Annotated in this window: 16 protein-coding genes and 1 tRNA gene; 9 read left to right on the top strand and 8 right to left on the bottom strand. The window is 67.7% G+C overall.

The annotated features are described in order from the left end of the window. Nucleotides 1-849 precede the first annotated feature (849 nt). On the bottom strand, nucleotides 850-1,164 hold the full coding sequence (locus ACZ7LS_RS04535; protein ID WP_385132418.1) for a DUF6415 family natural product biosynthesis protein: 315 nt from the start codon (nucleotides 1,162-1,164) through the stop codon (nucleotides 850-852). Nucleotides 1,165-1,318: 154 nt separating this feature from the next. Between ACZ7LS_RS04535 and ACZ7LS_RS04530 the strand changes: the two genes are divergently transcribed. Both ACZ7LS_RS04530 and ACZ7LS_RS04525 read left to right on the top strand, forming a co-directional pair. Further along, the gene (locus ACZ7LS_RS04530; protein WP_385132421.1) at nucleotides 1,319-2,113 is read left to right on the top strand and encodes a helix-turn-helix transcriptional regulator; all 795 of its coding nucleotides are present in this window, start codon (nucleotides 1,319-1,321) and stop codon (nucleotides 2,111-2,113) included. A 119-nt stretch (nucleotides 2,114-2,232) separates the two neighbouring features. Further along, nucleotides 2,233-2,817 (top strand): hypothetical protein, encoded by a 585-nt coding sequence (locus tag ACZ7LS_RS04525; RefSeq protein ID WP_385132424.1) that lies wholly within the window; start codon nucleotides 2,233-2,235, stop codon nucleotides 2,815-2,817. Nucleotides 2,818-3,816: 999 nt separating this feature from the next. On the opposite strand, the gene ACZ7LS_RS04520 is transcribed toward ACZ7LS_RS04525, so the two are convergent. Next, nucleotides 3,817-4,530 carry a hypothetical protein gene (locus ACZ7LS_RS04520; protein WP_385132429.1) on the bottom strand — a complete coding sequence of 238 codons (714 nt, stop codon included), beginning with the start codon at nucleotides 4,528-4,530 and terminating at the stop codon, nucleotides 3,817-3,819. Between the two features lie 136 nt (nucleotides 4,531-4,666). Beyond that, a tRNA-Cys gene (locus ACZ7LS_RS04515) sits at nucleotides 4,667-4,741 on the bottom strand. Nucleotides 4,742-4,948: 207 nt separating this feature from the next. Between ACZ7LS_RS04515 and ACZ7LS_RS04510 the strand changes: the two genes are divergently transcribed. The 5 genes from ACZ7LS_RS04510 to ACZ7LS_RS04490 all read left to right on the top strand — a co-directional run bounded on the left by ACZ7LS_RS04510 (nucleotide 4,949) and on the right by ACZ7LS_RS04490 (nucleotide 11,694). Then, complete coding sequence (locus ACZ7LS_RS04510; RefSeq protein WP_382521156.1) at nucleotides 4,949-6,448, top strand: MFS transporter; 1,500 nt, start codon at nucleotides 4,949-4,951, stop codon at nucleotides 6,446-6,448. A 154-nt stretch (nucleotides 6,449-6,602) separates the two neighbouring features. Next, nucleotides 6,603-7,487, top strand: coding sequence for an aldo/keto reductase (locus ACZ7LS_RS04505; RefSeq protein ID WP_385132432.1), 885 nt, complete (start codon nucleotides 6,603-6,605; stop codon nucleotides 7,485-7,487). A gap of 239 nt (nucleotides 7,488-7,726) precedes the next feature. Next, complete coding sequence (locus tag ACZ7LS_RS04500) at nucleotides 7,727-9,514, top strand: DEAD/DEAH box helicase (protein ID WP_382521159.1); 1,788 nt, start codon at nucleotides 7,727-7,729, stop codon at nucleotides 9,512-9,514. Nucleotides 9,515-9,930: 416 nt separating this feature from the next. Beyond that, the gene (locus tag ACZ7LS_RS04495) at nucleotides 9,931-10,572 is read left to right on the top strand and encodes an IclR family transcriptional regulator (RefSeq protein ID WP_030355108.1); all 642 of its coding nucleotides are present in this window, start codon (nucleotides 9,931-9,933) and stop codon (nucleotides 10,570-10,572) included. A 327-nt stretch (nucleotides 10,573-10,899) separates the two neighbouring features. Further along, nucleotides 10,900-11,694 (top strand): S16 family serine protease, encoded by a 795-nt coding sequence (locus ACZ7LS_RS04490; protein WP_382521161.1) that lies wholly within the window; start codon nucleotides 10,900-10,902, stop codon nucleotides 11,692-11,694. On the opposite strand, the gene ACZ7LS_RS04485 is transcribed toward ACZ7LS_RS04490, so the two are convergent. From ACZ7LS_RS04485 to ACZ7LS_RS04470, 4 genes are all read right to left on the bottom strand, one after another. After that, the gene (locus tag ACZ7LS_RS04485; RefSeq protein ID WP_385132436.1) at nucleotides 11,648-12,976 is read right to left on the bottom strand and encodes an MFS transporter; all 1,329 of its coding nucleotides are present in this window, start codon (nucleotides 12,974-12,976) and stop codon (nucleotides 11,648-11,650) included. The genes ACZ7LS_RS04490 and ACZ7LS_RS04485 overlap by 47 nt on opposite strands. Next, nucleotides 12,973-13,182 carry a hypothetical protein gene (locus ACZ7LS_RS04480; RefSeq protein WP_382521165.1) on the bottom strand — a complete coding sequence of 70 codons (210 nt, stop codon included), beginning with the start codon at nucleotides 13,180-13,182 and terminating at the stop codon, nucleotides 12,973-12,975. The genes ACZ7LS_RS04485 and ACZ7LS_RS04480 overlap by 4 nt, the downstream gene beginning before the upstream one ends. Before the next feature lie 13 nt (nucleotides 13,183-13,195). Beyond that, complete coding sequence (locus tag ACZ7LS_RS04475) at nucleotides 13,196-13,855, bottom strand: ArsR/SmtB family transcription factor (RefSeq protein WP_385132439.1); 660 nt, start codon at nucleotides 13,853-13,855, stop codon at nucleotides 13,196-13,198. 83 nt (nucleotides 13,856-13,938) lie between these two features. Continuing rightward, nucleotides 13,939-14,880, bottom strand: a complete 942-nt coding sequence (locus ACZ7LS_RS04470) for an NAD(P)-dependent oxidoreductase (protein ID WP_469449097.1) — start codon at nucleotides 14,878-14,880, stop codon at nucleotides 13,939-13,941. Nucleotides 14,881-15,005: 125 nt separating this feature from the next. Here ACZ7LS_RS04470 and ACZ7LS_RS04465 point away from each other — a divergent pair, with 125 nt between their 5' ends. Further along, the gene (locus ACZ7LS_RS04465) at nucleotides 15,006-15,386 is read left to right on the top strand and encodes a winged helix-turn-helix transcriptional regulator (protein ID WP_382521171.1); all 381 of its coding nucleotides are present in this window, start codon (nucleotides 15,006-15,008) and stop codon (nucleotides 15,384-15,386) included. Here the strand turns inward: ACZ7LS_RS04465 and ACZ7LS_RS04460 are convergent. Next, on the bottom strand, nucleotides 15,373-15,906 hold the full coding sequence (locus ACZ7LS_RS04460; RefSeq protein WP_382521173.1) for an Lrp/AsnC family transcriptional regulator: 534 nt from the start codon (nucleotides 15,904-15,906) through the stop codon (nucleotides 15,373-15,375). The two genes, ACZ7LS_RS04465 and ACZ7LS_RS04460, sit on opposite strands and share 14 nt — an antisense overlap. A 156-nt stretch (nucleotides 15,907-16,062) precedes the next feature. On the opposite strand from ACZ7LS_RS04460, the gene hppD reads away from it, so the two are divergent. Next, nucleotides 16,063-17,202, top strand: coding sequence for a 4-hydroxyphenylpyruvate dioxygenase (hppD, locus tag ACZ7LS_RS04455; protein ID WP_382521643.1), 1,140 nt, complete (start codon nucleotides 16,063-16,065; stop codon nucleotides 17,200-17,202). Nucleotides 17,203-17,275: the final 73 nt, after the last annotated feature.

Raw genomic sequence — 17,275 nt, 5'->3', positions numbered from 1 at the left:
GGGAATCGAACCCGCGTAACTCGCTTTGCAGTCTGCTACCGCAGCCTGGGACTCGTACCGAGTCTGACCAGGCTCGTCCCCTTGGTCAAGCGGTTCAGAACATGGCAGGCGACTTACCCAGTTCGGGCACCGAGTTGGCCGTAGCCGCTCCTCACTGTGCTCCCAAGACCTTGACGTCACATGACCAACCAGCCGTGTCCCCTGCCTGTCGGCCATGGACGGTGAACGTGATGGTCTTGCCAGGAGCGATGGAGTCCGTAGTCATCCTGACTCCGTCCGCCTGTCTCCCTGTGGTGTCGAACCAATAGAGCTGAACCAGGTACGCCGTGGGGTCGGGGAGGCTGTTGGTTGCCTTGACCTCCATAGAGGTTCCCTGGCCAACGCCACAGTGCGAGACCTCTACCGGCTCGCTCTGCTGCGCCTCGCCGCTGCTCTCGTCTCCAGACCCTCCACATCCGGCGACGGCAACGCCAGTCACGAAGGCAACCCCTGCCATGAGCGCGCGTGTTCTCTTTCTCATTCCCGACCCCCCTACCTTCACTGTTCGACTTCCAGAACGGCCTACCCCGGTCTTTCGAGTGCCTGAGGTTTCAAGGGGGGTAAGCAGTAGCCGGAACGGCTCTAGGACTCCTTAAGCCACTTGGGCATCAGGGGCAGTCAGCTTGGCCACCAGGACGCGCGCCAGAATGCGAATGAGAGCCTCATCCGGCTCCACCAGGTGAGCGTGTTCACGGTGAGCCCATACCGTCCAGCCGGGGCCGCTCATGTCTAGTTCGTGAGCTACGGCTACCGCGTCATCGGGGTCTGTGATCAGTCCATCGCAGTACCGGCAGACGTGCAGTGTCGGCGTCACTTGGCACACCCGAGATTCACGTAGTGATCCGTGAGGGCTCTGACGGACCGTGCGAGCCTCTGAGCGTGGGCGATACCGGCCGGAAGGGTGCCGTTGGACGGCTCCAGCCTCAGCCGCATACGAGCCTCTCCAATGCACGCCAGAGCGCATGCACGGGGAATGTCGTCCTCGGGGAGCTTTCCGGCTGCTGTCTCCACATCGGGGATGGTCACCATGATCATTCCCCGCAGTAGGAGCGTCGTTGTCTCCAGCTCTTCCAGGGAGGGAAGTTCAGCTTCCTCCGAGAGCAGGCGCGCGGCTGTCTCGCGCATCGTCGGCACATCAATGGGCGCGTGGTGAATGGGCATAGCTCACGGTTACCGGGCCATTACAGCTATCCGCGACGACTGACAAGGCGTCAGACGGGCGTCCATCAGGGCGTCAAACCGGTGTCATTGTCGACGTCAGAGGTCTACCGTGATGACCATGACGACAGCCAAGACAGCGGTGAAGCCAGTACCGAACGCCAAGCTCAGAGCGGTGCGCATGGGTCTGCTCATGAGCCAGGATGATCTAGCCCGAGCGATCCGGGAGACGGGCGTAGCAGCAGGGGAGCCCAACGATGCCAGTAAGCGGCTTGTCCAGCGCTGGGAGGCTGGTACGACCACAGCTCCCCGACCTGTCTACGCAAGGGCTCTGGAGAGGGTTACAGGGCTTCCTATCGACTCCTTGGGGTTCGCCCCCGTGGCTCTGGCGAGCGTTCAGAGCGACGGCCAAGGGGGACATGATCTAGAGCCGTCGACGGCCACAGCTCCTACGTCCACCACGCAGACGGCTCAGACGGCCACCAGGACACCGAACGGGAACTACTCGGGTATCTGGCTCAGCCGGTATGAGTTCTTCTCCTCTGGCCGTGACGAGACGTTCACGGGGCTCCACTACGTCGTACTTCTCCAGCATGGCAACAAGCTCACGGTGCGATCTCTGCCTGATGCCTCCCTGAATCCGAACTCCCCTCTCACCATGGATCTCACCGTTGACGGGAACGTAGTCACGGGTACGTGGGTGGAGGAGACAGCATCCGAGGGCTACTACGCCGGAGCGCGGTATCACGGTGCCGTTCAGATGCTCATTGAGCCGACCGGTAGGCGGATGGTCGGTAAGTGGCTCGGGTTCGGCAAGGAGTTCGACGTCAACACGGGTCCCTGGACCCTGGAGTTCAAGGACGCCAGTACCAATAAGGCTGCTCTGGAGAAGTGGAACGTCCGACCGGAAGCCTGAAGAGCCAGCATGATCTAGAGAGCCCCTGGATACGGGACGTCCAGGGGCTCTCTCATGCCCAACCGCAGATGTTCCTCAAGTCAGGGTCCGACAGGGTCTCTACTGGGCATCCTTGGCGCATGTCGTCCAACGCAATAGCTATCGTCGCCGCATCGGTCAGTGCTGTCTGCACAGGAGCCAACATGGCTGCCTCTTGGTTCACCTACAAGCGCGTGAAACCACGTGCCGAGGTAGATGTAAAGTGGGTCATTTTCGGGGCTCATGAGTGGGAAGATCCCATGGGAATTTTCATGGTAGGTATCACCAATACGAGCCAGAGCGAGATCAGGGTCAGGCATATTTCTCTGAGGGTCGATCTGGCACCGCAAGAGTTTGTCCCTATCGATGCCGGACCCTGCTATACGGCACTCGACGTAATCGAGGGTGATACAGAAGAGGCCATCCCGGCAATGGGGGAAATGAATCTCCGAGTCGAACCCAACAACATGATGCAGGAGCTTATTCCCTACGTAAGGAGGGTCAGAGTGGAGGTAAGTCTGACCAAAAAATCAAAGATGGTAAGCAAGTGGATGTCAAAGAAAGATCAAGTCTGGTTTGAATTCAACGACCTGGTGGAGTATGTGAAAGCACATGCAGCATACCTAGGATATGAGCCACCCTTGCACCGACAGCTCTCCTTTGATGAATTGGAAGATGTGGAGTAACCATGGAGCTACCCGAAATTGCCATTGTGGTGTCGTCGGCAAGCGCAGCGATTACAGGCGTCAACGCGTTCGTCTCGTACCGCACGTTCAGGCGTGTCCGACCCAAGATTCAGGTACGGCTATGGCGTACCAACGTATCGGTGCCCGAGCAAGAGAAAAAGGACGCCACTCATGTCTTCGTTCTTCGACTCATCAACAATGGCACGACTCCCGTAACTCTTGAGCGTGTTGAACTCTGCCGTTATGAGTCGGGATACAATAAGCGGCGATTCCAGATGGTGAAGGGCAGCAGAGGGTTCGATCCAAATAACAGATGGGGGACCGTGGCCCCGGTAATCCCCGCCCTTGATGGCACGATCTACCGCTTCTCAGTGGCTAGGAACAGCATCACTCGTGGGGACCATCTTCGCTTTCGTGTCCTGCTGTCCAACGGTCGTACGTCTACCAGTCGTCTCCTTCCCACCAAGGATTGGTCTCTGGATGCCAGCGGGTCGGCAACTGGCGACGGAGAAACCGCTGAGGATTAGCTCTCTTCAGATTTCAGGTTGCAAGGTACTCCGTGCCGCCTTGATGAAGTCTCGTTCCCTGAATACTCGTGCTGTCTCTGCGTCCTGGAGTTCCTTCCTGTATGCCTCCCCAACTCCTGGACCGTGGTCGGCTCACCGGTAAGAAAGCCAGCGAAGAAGTTGAAGGCGGGTGACCATCTGAGGCTCTGGAATGGGAAGACAGTAGAGATTCTGTCCATCGAGCCAGGGACGAACCAGTCAGGAACCAAGTGCTTGATTCTATCGCTCTACAAGATGTCAAAGATGGTAGTGAAAACTCATCGCACGATGACGATGCACTATCCAAAGTAAGGGAAAAGACGGTATCTCCGAACTCGGAGGTATCGGCCTCTTTCATTTAGGGGGTCAACAGTAGTAACTCCTTCTAGCCGAGATACCTACGGAACTACCCAGAAAACCAGGAGTCGCGTATAGATTTCCTTATGAATTCGCATTAAGTAGCCTTGCTCTTGCCTGTCTCGTATGCCAGCACGCCCGCAGAAACGTACTCATGGCGTTCCTGATGTGTGCGGATTACGTGCAGCACGGTAAAGGCGTCGGGGCTGATGTCCCCAATACGGTTGCTCATCCTCGTACCCCTAAAGTCACGGACTTTGGGAGAGCCGTTCCCAGTGGCTTTGAGTACGTCGCTCACGAACTCCTCTGAGAGCGTCTTGGGCTTACCGAGAGGGGGAGCTGTGTACCGGTGGAGCTTGGGGGAGTCGTAGGGGCTCGGGTGGTCGTACTCCTCTGCCAGGTACAGGAAGAGGGGACGGAGGTTCCTTTGAAGGGTGTTGGCCCCTCCCGTATAGCCACCCTTGCCATCCTGAGACTTCGGTACATCGTGCTTCGTGTAGTACCAGCGAAAGAAGCGGTTCAGGGTGGACACGTCACACGTGGTGAAGTCACCTTCCATGCTGCTCTCGGTCATCCAGTTGTGCAGAGCAACACCAGCGAACTTGTACGCGTTGATTGTCTTGCGCTGGTACGGACGGCCGTAGCGGTTGGTGATCGTGCTGAGGTGGAGGTCAAGCTCTTCCAGCATGGCCGTGCGCGCATCCGTGGCTGAGCGTCCGTCGATGACCCTGAGAGGTGCTGTCGGCTGCTGCTGCGCATCGGTGCTCTGAGGCTTCCTGAGCGCGCTCCGGAGAGGTGTTCGTGCCGTCATCGTGGCTCCCTGTGCGCCGTGTGGCGCTACATCAGTCCGTGGAGGACCAAGCGACTGACGTAGCCCTGTCTGGTGTGGGAGTCCCAGACGTTGGAAGCACTCCGCAACGTGTAAACGTGCAGGTCATCCATGTAGTTGGAGGCCGTGGCGGGAATCGAACCCGCGTAACTCGCTTTGCAGGCGAGTCCCTGAACCACTCGGGCACACGGCCGTGCCTTACCTCCTGTTCATGACCGTAGGCCCGTGCCGCGCGGGGCTCAAGGTGTCCGGGCGGGCCGCAACGCGACTGCCACACTCCGTTCATGGTGGGCGGCGGGCCAGGGGTGGGACGGACAGCGGGAGGCGTACGTCCAAGGGACCAGATCCGATCAGCCCTACGACAGGGCCGAATCAGGTCTGTGCCCCTTACGCTGAGTCCATGACCGCCCTGGACCCGCGCGACGCCGATGTCGCCCCCGCCGACATATCCGCCGTAGCGGACCCCCTCACCGAATCCCCGGCCCGCGAGCAGGGCGGCGCCCCCGGCCAGGGCGGTGTGCTCGGGCCCGAGCACCGGGCGCTCAGTATCGGCATCGTCTCCGTCGTCCTGCTCATCGCCTTCGAGGCGACCGCCGTCGGTACCGCGATGCCGGTCGCCGCGCGGGAGCTGAACGGGATTCCGCTGTATGCCTTCGCCTTCTCCGCGTACTTCACCACCAGCCTCTTCGCCATGGTGCTCTCCGGCCAGTGGGCCGACCGCAGCGGGCCGCTCGCGCCGCTCGCCACCGGGATCAGCGCCTTCGGCATCGGGCTGCTGCTGTCGGGCACGGCGAGCACCATGTGGCTGTTCATCCTCGGCCGCGCCGTCCAGGGCCTCGGCGGCGGACTGGTCATCGTCGCGCTCTATGTCGTCGTCAGCCGGGCCTACCCGGAGCGGCTGCGGCCCTCGATCATGGCCGCGTTCGCCGCGAGCTGGGTGATCCCCTCCGTCGTGGGGCCGCTCGCCTCCGGCACCGTCACCGAACACCTCGGCTGGCGCTGGGTCTTCATCGGCATCCCGGTCCTGGTCGTGCTGCCGCTGGCACTCGCGCTGCCCGCGATACGCCGCAAGGCGTCGGGGCCCGCCGATGCCGAGGGGCCCGTTCCCGTCTTCGACCGGCGCCGGATCCGGCTCGCGCTCGGGATCTCGCTCGGCGCGGGGCTGCTCCAGTACGCGGGCCAGGATCTGCGCTGGCTCTCGTTCCTCCCGGCGCTGGCCGGCGTCGCGTTCCTCGTCCCCGCCGTCCTCGGGCTGCTGCCGCACGGCACGTGGCGCGCGGCGCGCGGGCTGCCGTCGGTGGTGCTGCTGCGCGGGGTCGCCGCCGGGGCCTTCATCGCGGCCGAGAGCTTCGTCCCGCTGATGCTCGTCACCCAGCGCGGGCTGTCGCCGACGATGGCCGGCCTCTCGCTCGCGGCGGGCGGCGCGACCTGGGCGCTCGGTTCGTACGTCCAGTCCAGGCCGCGCCTGGAGCCGTACCGCGAGCGGCTGATGGCGGGTGGGATGGTGCTGGTCGCCCTGTCGATCGCGACCGCGCCGAGCGTGCTCATCGAGGCCGTACCGGTGTGGATCGTCGCGGTCGCCTGGTCCTTCGGCTGTCTCGGCATGGGCGCCGTGATCGCCTCCACCAGCGTGCTGCTGCTCAAGCTCTCGGCGCCGGAGGAGGCGGGCGCGAACTCCGCCGCGCTCCAGATCTCCGACGGGCTGTCGAACGTCCTGCTGCTGGCGGCGGGCGGCGCTGCGTTCGCGGCCCTCGGCGGCGGCGCGGTGGGCGGCCACGCCGTCTCCGCCGCGTCGGGCGCCGCGGGGTCCCACCCGGCGGCCTTCGCCGCCGTGTTCCTGCCGATGGCGGCGGTGGCGCTGGTCGGGGTGTGGGTGGCGACGCGGGTACGGACCCGCTGAGCGCGGGTACGGACCTGTCGAGCGCGGGTACGGACCCGTCGAGTCCGGGTACGGACCTGTCGAGTGGGGGTGCGGACCCGCCGGGCAAAGCCCGTGCCCACGCTCAACTGCCCTGTTAGCGTTGCCCCTTGACCGAGGGGGCGGAGACACGGCGATGACAGCGACCACGTTTCGTATCGGCGGGGACCTGAGCGTACGGCGGCTCGGATTCGGAGCGATGCGGCTGCCGACCGAGCCGGGCCCGGCCCGCGAGGCATCCCTCGGCGTGGCTCGGAGGGCCGTCGAGCTGGGCGTCACACTGATCGACACCGCCCATCTGTACGGCGGGGGAGCCAACGAGGAACTGCTCGCCGAGGCCCTGTACCCCTACGCGGACGGGCTGCTCGTCACCACCAAGGTCGGTGTCGCGCGGTCGGCGGAGACCGGCGAGTGGGGGCTCGACGGGCGGCCGGAAGTCCTGCGCGACCAGGTCGAGAACGCCCTTCGCCGGCTGCGGGTCGAGCGGCTCGAACTGCTCCAGCTGCACCGTATCGATCCGGAGGTGCCCCTCGCCGACCAGCTCGGCGCGCTGCGGGAGTTGCAGACCGCGGGCAAGGTCGGCCGGCTCGGGCTGTCCGAGGTCACCGTCGCCGAACTCGAACAGGCGCGGGAGATCATCGACGTCGTGTCCGTACAGAACCGCTACAGCCTGGTCGACCGTGAGCACGAGCCCGTGCTCGTGGCGTGCGAGGCGGCGGGGATCGCGTTCCTGCCGTGGCGGCCCGTCGCCGGAGCCGCGTCGGGCGCGACCGCCGTGTCCGAGGCGATCGCGGGCGTGGCGGACGAACTCGGTGCCACGCCCGCGCAGATCTCCCTCGCCTGGCTCCTCGACCGCTCGCCGGTCATCCTCCCGATACCCGGCACCGCCAGGATCGACCACCTGGAGGAGAACGTCACCGCGGCTGACCTCCGCCTGACCCCGGCGCACCACGAACGCCTCGGCGGTCCCGGGGGCCTCGGAGATCCCGGCCCTCTCGACCGGCCGGCCGCGCACGCATAGCGCCGCGCAGGCGGTAGTACCCGGTCCCCGGCGCGCGGACATGGCGCCCGGTCCTCGCCGCGCACGCATAGCGCCGCGCGGGCACAGCGCTCGGTCCCCGCCGTACGGAATGTGGCGCCCGTCGCACCTGGCCGTCCCCCGCCCCATTTGTACGAGGGGCGCGCCGGGCCACCGGTAGGGTGGCCCGGTTGTCGTACGTACCCCGCCCGACCCGCCAACCCGCGCCCGAACCGGAGACCGTGACTACTACCGCCTCCTCCCACCACCTCTCACCTGCCTTCCCGGGCCGCGCCCCCTGGGGCACCGCCAACAAGCTGCGTGCCTGGCAGGAGGGTGCGCTCGGCCGCTATCTGGAGCAGCAGCCGCGTGACTTCCTCGCCGTCGCCACCCCCGGAGCGGGGAAGACGACCTTCGCGCTGACGCTCGCCTCCTGGCTGCTGCACCACCATGTCGTCCAGCAGGTGACCGTCGTCGCGCCGACCGAGCACCTCAAGAAGCAGTGGGCGGAAGCCGCCGCGCGGATAGGCATCAAGCTCGACCCCGACTACTCCGCGGGTCCGGTGAGCAAGGAGTACGACGGCGTCGCCATCACCTACGCCGGTGTCGGGGTGCGGCCCATGCTGCACCGCAACCGGTGCGAGCAGCGCAAGACCCTCGTCATCCTCGACGAGATCCACCACGCGGGCGACTCCAAGTCCTGGGGTGAGGCCTGTCTTGAGGCGTTCGAGCCCGCGACCCGGCGGCTCGCGCTGACCGGCACGCCGTTCAGGTCCGACACCAACCCCATCCCCTTCGTGGCGTACGAGGAGGGCAACGACGGCATCCGCCGCTCGGCCGCCGACTACACCTACGGGTACGGCAACGCCCTCAACGACGGCGTGGTCCGGCCCGTCATCTTCCTCAGCTACAGCGGCAACATGCGCTGGCGCACCAAGGCCGGTGACGAGATCGCGGCCAAGCTCGGCGAGCCCATGACCAAGGACGCCGTCTCGCAGGCGTGGCGCACCGCGCTCGACCCGCGCGGCGACTGGATGCCCAATGTGCTGCGCGCCGCGGACCAGCGGCTGACCGAGGTGCGCAAGGGCATTCCGGACGCCGGCGGTCTGGTCATCGCGACCGACCAGGACGCGGCGCGCGCGTACGCCAAGCTCATCCGCGAGATCACCGGTTCGAAGGCGACCGTCGTCCTCTCCGACGACACCGGCGCGTCGAAGCGGATCGACGAGTTCAGCGAGAGCGACGACCGCTGGATGGTCGCGGTCCGGATGGTGTCGGAGGGCGTCGACGTACCGCGCCTGGCCGTCGGCGTGTACGCCACCACCATCTCGACCCCGCTCTTCTTCGCGCAGGCCGTGGGCCGTTTCGTCCGTTCCCGGCGGCGCGGCGAGACCGCGTCCGTCTTTCTTCCCACCATCCCGGGCCTGCTCGGCTTCGCCGCCGAGATGGAGGTCGAGCGCGACCACGTACTCGACAAGCCGAAGAAGAACGGCGAGGAGGACCCGTACGCCGAGTCCGAGAAGGAGATGGCGGAGGCCGAGAAGCAGCAGGACGAGGACACCGGCGAGCAGGACACGCTGCCCTTCGAGGCGCTGGAGTCCGATGCCGTCTTCGACCGCGTGCTCTACGACGGCGCCGAATTCGGCATGCAGGCCCACCCGGGCAGCGAGGAGGAGCGGGACTACCTCGGCATCCCCGGACTGCTGGAGCCCGACCAGGTGCAACTGCTCCTCCAGAAGCGGCAGGCGAGGCAGATCGCGCACAGCCGCAAGAAGCCGGACGCCGAGGCGGATCTGCTGGAGCTGCCGGCCGAGCGCCGGCCCGTGGTCTCCCACAAGGAACTGCTGGAGCTGCGCAAGCAGCTGAACACGATGGTCGGCGCGTACGTTCACCAGAGCGGCAAGCCGCACGGCGTGATCCACACGGAGCTGCGCCGGGTGTGCGGCGGGCCGCCGAGCGCCGAGGCGACGGCGGGGCAGATCCGGGAGCGGATCGCGAAGGTTCAGGAGTGGGCCACCCGGATGCGGTGATCCCGGACGTGGTGATCCCGGACGCGGTAATACCGGATGCGGTAATGCCGTGGAGGTTTCCGGCGGGCGCCGTAGCGGAGATCGAAAGAGGTCGTAGCGGTTTTCGTACGGCGTGGTCGCTGAGGGGCGGCTCGGTGGGGCCGCCGGGTGCGGCGGCGGGGCCGTGACGGCCGTCTTCGGCTCCGAAGCTGTCCGATATCGCGCGAATGATCGATCCAGTTCCCTGTTCTGTCGGATTTTGTCCGCGAATAGGGATCAACTCTCTTTCTGTGCCCGGATTCTGGACGAGGTCTTCCGCTGAGCGGTGTCCATGGTTAGTGTCCCCGCAATGTAAACGCTCCGTGGCAACTCCGCCGCGTAGTGCAGTCGGTGGTGCCGATGCCCGTCGGCGGCCTCACTCCGAAGGAGAAGGCGTCGTGACCGCGGAGACCTCCCAGACGCTCGACCGGGGACTGCGCGTCCTCAAGCTGCTCGCCGACACGGATCACGGCCTGACGGTCACCGAGTTGTCCAACAAACTCGGTGTCAACAGGACGGTGGTCTACCGGCTGCTCGCCACCCTCGAACAGCACGCCCTGGTCCGCCGCGACCTGGGCGGCCGGGCCCGGGTGGGCCTCGGCGTGCTGCGCCTGGGCCGCCAGGTGCATCCGCTGGTACGGGAGGCCGCCCTGCCCGCCCTGCGCTCGCTCGCCGAGGACATCGGCGCCACCGCGCATCTCACGCTCGTGGACGGGGCGGAGGCGCTGGCCGTCGCGGTCGTCGAACCGACCTGGACCGACTACCACGTCGCGTACCGGGCCGGCTTCCGTCATCCGCTGGACCGGGGCGCCGCGGGCAAGGCCATACTCGCCGCCCGTCAGGCCGCCCTCACCGAACCCCGCTGCACCCTCACCCACGGCGAGCTGGAGGCCGGAGCCAGCGGCGCCGCCGCCGCGCTGATCGGGGTGACGGGGATAGAGGGGAGCGTGGGAGTGGTGATGCTCGCGGACGCCGTACCCGAACGGGTGGGGCCGCGGGTCGTGGACGCGGCCCGGGAAGTGGCGGACGCGCTGCGCTGAGACCGGCCGGGCTGTGCCGAAACGCCGAGACCGGCCGGGCGACGCCGAGACCGCGCCGGCCGCTGGGGAGGGACGGCCCCCCCGGGAGGGACGGCCGGGACGCCGGTGCGCCCGGCCCGGCGGACCGGCGTCAGGGACCGGCGTCAGGGACCGGCGTCAGGGGCCGGCACCATGGTCCGGGTTCACGGACCGGCAGTACGGATACGCCGTCCGGGGGCCGGCCCGTCGGACCGGCGGCGTGGACACATGTCCCGTGCGCCCGGCCCGGTGTACCGGCGGCTGGGATGCCGTCCCTGGCGGCCGATCGCGCCAGATAGATTGGCACCCGTGTTCTCTCGCTTCTCGCGCCCCGGCGCCCTCGCCCTCTGCGCCGTCCCGATCGTCGCGTTGTTCGCCGTGGTCGGGGCCGCTCCGCTGCCGTACTCCGTGGCACAGCCCGGGATGACCGCGGATGTCCTCGGCGCGGACCAGGGCCGGCCGATCATCACGATCAGTGGCGCGCCCACCCGGAAGACCGAAGGGCAGCTGCGGATGACGACCATCGTGGCGACCGGCCCCTCGGCCGATGTCGACTTCGGCGATGTGGTCGAGAGCTGGTTCCGTACGGACCGCGCCGTGCTGCCGCGTGACGCGGTCTATCCGTCGGGGCAGTCCGACAAGGAGATCGAGCGGCACAACACCCACGACATGGTGGAGTCGCAGAACTCCGCGACCGATGCGGCCCTGGGCCTGCTCGGCAAGGACCCGAAGACCGTCGACGTCAGCCTCCATCTCGCCGACGTCGGCGGCCCCAGCGCCGGACTGCTCTTCGCCCTCGGCATCGTCGACAAACTCGACGGCGACGGCTCGGGCGGCGATCTGACCGGCGGCCGCAAGATCGCGGGTACGGGCACGATCAGCGCCGACGGCAAGGTCGGCGCGGTCGGCGGGGTGTCCCTGAAGACCCAGGCCGCGGGGCGCGACGGGGCTACGGTCTTCCTCGTCCCGAAGGCGGAGTGCGGGGACGCCGGGGCCCAGCTGCCGAAGGGGATGCGGCTGATCCCGGTCACCACGCTGAACGGCGCGGTGTCGGCGCTCAAGGCGCTGGAGCGGGGCGAGACGGGTCGGGTGCCGAGCTGCTGAGGCCGGTGGCCGCGGCGGCTTTCGCCCTCTCCGGGATCCGCTCCATCGTGCGCCAGGCGGGGAAGACCAGCGGGCTCAGCGTCGCCAGAAGATAGACACCGCCGACGGCCAGCAGCGTGCTGCTCAGCCCCGCGCGCTCGACCAGGAGGCCCGCGACCAGACCGCCGAGCGGCATGGTCAGTTCGACTCCCGCCGTGGTCACACTGGACACCCGGCTGCGCAGCCCGTCCGGCACGCGCTCGTACATGACCGTGGTGAGGATCGGGTTGAGCACGCCGGCCGCCAGGCCGCCCGCGGCCATCGTCACGGCCAGGGGGAGGGTCCCGTCCGTGAGCGCCGCCACGGTGAACTTCGGTGCCCCGCAGAGCAGGAAGGCGCCCGCGAACACGACGCGGCGCGGGAAGCGTTCGCCGTACGCCCCGTACAGCAGGGCCCCCAGCAGCGCCGCGCCGCCGAACAGCGCGGTGAGCAGTCCGAGACTGGCCGGCCCGCCCAGTTCCTGCCGGGCATGGACCGGCAGCAGGACCGAACTCCAGCTCTGGTCCAGGCCGTTGGTGATCATCACCATCACGGTGATGCCGAGCAGCAGCCGCGTACGCAGCAGGAAGGCATAGCCCTCGCGGAGTTCGGTGCGGTACGTCGCGAGGGAGACCGGGGCCTGACGCTGTGGCTCAGCCGCGCGTATCCCCCGTATCCCGGCGGCTATCAGCGTCGCCGACGCCAGGAAGGTCACGGCGTCCAGCAGCAGGACGGCCTCCGCGCCCACGACCGCGATCAGCAGTCCGGCGAGCGCGGCGCCGATCATCCGCGCGCCGCGCGAGGCCGCGTCGTACAGACTCGCGGCGCGCGGCAGGGTCGTCCCGGCGCGTTCGGCGAGATCCGGCAGGAGGACATAGCGGGCGGTGATCCCGGGGGCGTGGACGAGGCCGCTGACCGCCATCAGCGCGCACAGCATCCAGAACTCCAGCACGCCGGCGAAGTGCAGGAGCGGGACCGCCGCCACGGCGAGTCCGCAGATCAGGTCGGAGACGATGGAGATCCGCCGTCGTCCGAGCCGGTCGATGACCGGACCGCCGACGACGGCCGAGACGATGACCGGCAGCGTCGCGCAGAAGGCGACGACCCCGGCCCTGGCCGGACTGCCCGTGGTCTGGAGAGCGAACCAGGGCACCCCGATCAGGGTGAGTGAACTCCCGGCGATGGAAATGGTGTTGGCGGTGAGGGTGGCGACGAGGGGCCGCCGGTCGTGGGCGCCGCGTCCGGTGTCGGCCGTCCTGGTCATGCGGCATGGGGCCGTACGGGCCGACGCCCTGGCACGGTCGGCCGGTCGACGAGGCGCAGCCCCAGCTCGACCAGGGACCAGCCGAGCCGGGTACGGAGGTTCGCGCGCGGCGGGCGGAGCCGGAACCCGGCGGCCTCGTGACGCAGTTCGACGGCGCGCTCGGCGTGCAGCCGGAGATGTATGTCGGGATCGGTGGCGGGGTGCATGCCGGGGTCTCCTTCAGCTTCGGCCGGTCGAACCGGTGCGGGGGAAGGAATGCAGATGGACGCGGACCAGTGGGGCCTCGCCGTCGCGGGGACCGGCCGTGCGGTAGCTCTCGACGACTTCGTGCAGCTTCTCGTTCATCTCGTGCAGCTGCTCGGAGGTCAGGGGCAGGGTGAAGTCGCTGAGGTCGGCGGAGTGCGACCACTCCCTGGGCCAGTCGCTCGCCGTCCCCAGCCAGGTGGCGAGCTCCTGGGTGTGGATGCTGGCGATCTCGTGGAGGAAGAGGTCGACCGCCCCGCGTACCGCCGGGTCGGTGTCGCTGTGCAGGTCGGGGCCGAAGATCACGCCCTCGGTGGACGCCTTCCACCACCGCTCGCGGCCCTTGCCCCGGGTCGGGTCGTCCTCGACGAAGCCGTGCGCGGCGAGCTGTCGCAGGTGATAGCTGGTGGCACCGCTGGACTCGCCCAGCCGCTCGGCGAGCTGGGAGGCGGTGGCGGGGCCGTCATGGCGGAGGTTGCCCAGCAGCCGTATCCGCAGGGGGTGGGCGAGACCCCGGAGCGAGCGCGCGTCGAGTGTGCGCTCCCTGGGCTTCGGGGTCTCCGCGGCTTCCACGGGCGGTTCCGCGGGTTCCGCGGGGTCTACGGGGTCTGCGGGCGGTTCCGCGGGCTTGGGCATGTCGCCACCGTAGCCCTGCAAAGACTTCGTTGCAACATATTCTTTGCAACGGAGTCTTTGTATGGCTACGGGCAGGGGCGGCGTCAGCCGTTGTCGCCGGGGGTCAGCAGACCGACGAGCCCCGTGAGGCCCTCCGCCCCATGACCGCCCTCCAGCCGCCGCTTCATCAGGTCGAAGTACGGGGTCAGCAGCTCGGGGCTCACCCCCTGCTCGTGTGCCGTCCCCACGAAGGTCGTGATCCCGGCGACCTGCATCGCCAGATTGGAGACGACATCCGATGTGTAGTCGTCGCTCGTCAGCTGCTCGGCGACCTGCTCGATCGTCGGGGTCATCGACGCCAGCCAGCCGCTCAGCAGCGGTGTGAACTCCTTCAGCGAGATGTCCGCCTCCCCGCGCACCAGCGCGAAGGCGTGCGTGATTCCCGCGAGCATGCCGTACATCCCGCTCAGCAGCGCCACGTCCTGGAGGGCGGCATGGCCGGCGTTCTCGCCGACGTAGCGCGTGCCGGCCGGGACCGCCAGAGCCGTCCTGTGTGTCTCGAAAAGCTCGTGCGAGCCGCTGTAGAAGACATAGCCGCCGGCCTCGGGAACCCCGACCATCGGCGGTACGGCCATGATCCCGCCGCTGAGGAAACGGGCCCCGCGTGCCTCGGCCCACTCGCCGCGCGCCCGTGCCTGGCCCGGGGTGCCGGTGGTGACGTCCACCAGGTCCTTGCCGGTCAGGTCGGCACCCTCCAGCGCGGCCCCGACCGAGGCGTCGTCCAGCAGACACGTGACGACCAGCGCGTTCGCGGCCACCGCCTCGGCCGCGCTCGCGACGGCCGTGGCGCCCTCGGCCACCAGGCCGTCGGCCCGGCCCGGCGTACGGTTCCAGACGGTCACGGAGTAGCCGGCGGCGAGCCAGGCACGGGCGAAGGCCGTCCCCATCGCCCCGAGTCCGAGCAGCGAGAGGGAACGGGAGGAACAAGAACAAGAAGAGGAAGAGGAAGAGGAAGAGGAAAGAGCGTCAGAAACGTTGTCGGTCATGACGAATAAGCTGGTCGATGGCGCGGGGGCCAACAAGTACGCACTCCGAAGTGGGTGGTACCCCCGAGGTATGTGACCAGGTCGGAGTATGTGACCGGGGCGTAGAGAGAGGGGGGCCGAGGACGATGGCGACCGTGGGCAGACCGGGCGCGCCCGACGCGTACCACTGCGGGATCGACGCGGCCATGGACGTGATCGGCGGAAAGTGGAAGGTGCTCATCCTCTGGGCGCTGGACGAGAGACCGCGTCGCTTCGGCGAGCTTCGCCGGATGCTCCCCGGCGTCACGGAGAAGGTCCTCACCAGCCAGCTGCGTGAGCTGGAGACGCACGGCATCGTCTCCCGTGAGGTGTACGACGAGATCCCGCCGCGCGTCGAGTACGCGCTGACCGAGCGCGGTGTCGCCCTGGAGGCCGCCCTCCGGCCGCTCGGTCTGTGGGGGCGGGAACACGTCCTCGGGAAGGCTCCGCGACTCGGGAAGGCTCCGCGAAGCGCTACGCCTTCTTGATGAATCCCTCCCCGGAGGCGCCCCCGGCGGAGCCTCTGGCGGGGTCCACGGCGGAGTCCTCGGCCGCCTGCTCCACCAGCGGGATGATCCGCAGCGGCACGGGATTCTCCATGACGATCGCCGTCGCGGCCCGCACGATGCCCTCAAAACCGACGACGCGGTCGATCACCCGTTGCAGATCGGCGTTGGAGCGGGCCACGAGGCGGCAGAGCATGTCTCCCTGACCCGTGGTGGTGTGCAGTTCGAGCACTTCGGGGACGGTCGTCAGATGGGCCCGTACGTCGGCGCCCTGCCCCTGCTTGATCTCCAGCGTGGCGAAGGCGGTGACGGGGTAGCCGAGGGCGGCCGGATCCACGGCCGGGCCGAAACCCCTGATCACTCCGTTCGACTGAAGCCGGTCGAGCCGTGCCTGCACCGTGCCGCGGGCCACCCCGAGCCTGCGCGATGCCTCCAGCACCCCGATCCTCGGCTCCCGCGCGAGCAGCACGATCAGCCGGCCGTCGAGTCCGTCGATGCTCATGGTCCGCTCCCCAAGGCGTTGCCGAATCAAACGTAGTCATACTGTGCAGATAGCCTCGCCATTCTGGTCATCCGCTCTACATATTGCCCAGTGAATCAGCGAACTATTGCGCACCTTGTGGAACGGCGGGAGGGTGAGGCCATGGCTGACACCTCGATGCACATCGACACCGCTCCCCACACCGCGCGCGAGGCCGACCCCTTCCCGGTCAAGGGAATGGACGCGGTCGTCTTCGCCGTCGGCAACGCCAAGCAGGCCGCGCACTACTACTCCACGGCCTTCGGCATGAAGCTCGTCGCCTACTCCGGACCGGAGAACGGCAGCCGCGAGACCGCGAGTTACGTCCTCACCAACGGCGCGGCCCGCTTCGTTCTGACGTCCGTCATCAAGCCGTCCACCGAGTGGGGCCGTTTCCTCACGGACCATGTCGCCGAGCACGGTGACGGCGTGGTCGACCTCGCGATCGAGGTGCCGGACGCGCGGGCCGCCTACGCGTACGCCACCGAGCACGGCGCCCGCGGCCTCCAGGAGCCGTACGAGATCAAGGACGAGCACGGCACGGTCGTCCTCGCCGCGATCGCCACGTACGGCAAGACCCGCCACACCCTCGTCGAGCGCTCCGGCTACGACGGCCCGTACCTGCCGGGCTTCACCGCCGCGACCCCGATCGTCGAGCCCGCCGCCAAGCGCACCTTCCAGGCCATCGACCACTGCGTGGGCAATGTCGAGCTCGGGAAGATGAACGAGTGGGTCGGCTTCTACAACAAGGTCATGGGCTTCACGAACATGAAGGAGTTCGTGGGCGACGACATCGCCACCGAGTACTCCGCGCTCATGTCGAAGGTCGTCGCCGACGGCACGCTCAAGGTGAAGTTCCCGATCAACGAGCCCGCGATCGCCAAGAAGAAGTCGCAGATCGACGAGTATCTGGAGTTCTACGGCGGGGCCGGCGTGCAGCACATCGCGCTCGCCACGAACGACATCGTCGGGTCCGTGCGGGCCATGCGGGCGGCGGGCGTGCAGTTCCTCGACACCCCCGACTCCTACTACGACACGCTCGGCGAGTGGGCGGGCGAGACACGGGTGCCCGTGGAGACGCTGCGTGAGCTGAAGATCCTGGTGGACCGCGACGAGGACGGGTACCTGCTGCAGATCTTCACCAAGCCCGTCCAGGACCGGCCGACCGTCTTCTTCGAGATGATCGAGCGCCACGGCTCGATGGGCTTCGGCAAGGGCAACTTCAAGGCGCTCTTCGAGGCGATCGAGCGCGAGCAGGAGAAGCGCGGAAACCTCTGATCCGACGGACCGATCCGACGGACCGATCCGACGGTGTGCGTGACGCGTGACGCGTGACGAGTGACGCGTGCCG

It is taken from the genome of Streptomyces sp. NPDC039430 (assembly GCF_055639435.1).
The sequence above is the reverse complement of the archived record's forward strand: the minus strand, read 5'-3'. Positions and strand labels throughout refer to the sequence as shown.

What these genes read in the sequence shown, in the direction of transcription:
- ACZ7LS_RS04460 (WP_382521173.1), bottom strand. Translation starts at nt 15,906, where the DNA reads ATGAGCATCGACGGACTCGACGGCCGGCTGATCGTGCTGCTCGCGCGG.
- ACZ7LS_RS04505 (WP_385132432.1), top strand. Translation starts at nt 6,603, where the DNA reads ATGACAGCGACCACGTTTCGTATCGGCGGGGACCTGAGCGTACGGCGG.
- hppD (WP_382521643.1), top strand. Translation starts at nt 16,063, where the DNA reads ATGCACATCGACACCGCTCCCCACACCGCGCGCGAGGCCGACCCCTTC.
- ACZ7LS_RS04525 (WP_385132424.1), top strand. Translation starts at nt 2,233, where the DNA reads ATGTCGTCCAACGCAATAGCTATCGTCGCCGCATCGGTCAGTGCTGTC.
- ACZ7LS_RS04485 (WP_385132436.1), bottom strand. Translation starts at nt 12,976, where the DNA reads ATGACCAGGACGGCCGACACCGGACGCGGCGCCCACGACCGGCGGCCC.
- ACZ7LS_RS04510 (WP_382521156.1), top strand. Translation starts at nt 4,949, where the DNA reads ATGACCGCCCTGGACCCGCGCGACGCCGATGTCGCCCCCGCCGACATA.
- ACZ7LS_RS04520 (WP_385132429.1), bottom strand. Translation starts at nt 4,530, where the DNA reads ATGACGGCACGAACACCTCTCCGGAGCGCGCTCAGGAAGCCTCAGAGC.
- ACZ7LS_RS04480 (WP_382521165.1), bottom strand. Translation starts at nt 13,182, where the DNA reads ATGCACCCCGCCACCGATCCCGACATACATCTCCGGCTGCACGCCGAG.
- ACZ7LS_RS04475 (WP_385132439.1), bottom strand. Translation starts at nt 13,855, where the DNA reads ATGCCCAAGCCCGCGGAACCGCCCGCAGACCCCGTAGACCCCGCGGAA.
- ACZ7LS_RS04530 (WP_385132421.1), top strand. Translation starts at nt 1,319, where the DNA reads ATGACGACAGCCAAGACAGCGGTGAAGCCAGTACCGAACGCCAAGCTC.
- ACZ7LS_RS04535 (WP_385132418.1), bottom strand. Translation starts at nt 1,164, where the DNA reads ATGCGCGAGACAGCCGCGCGCCTGCTCTCGGAGGAAGCTGAACTTCCC.
- ACZ7LS_RS04465 (WP_382521171.1), top strand. Translation starts at nt 15,006, where the DNA reads ATGGCGACCGTGGGCAGACCGGGCGCGCCCGACGCGTACCACTGCGGG.
- ACZ7LS_RS04470 (WP_469449097.1), bottom strand. Translation starts at nt 14,880, where the DNA reads ATGACCGACAACGTTTCTGACGCTCTTTCCTCTTCCTCTTCCTCTTCC.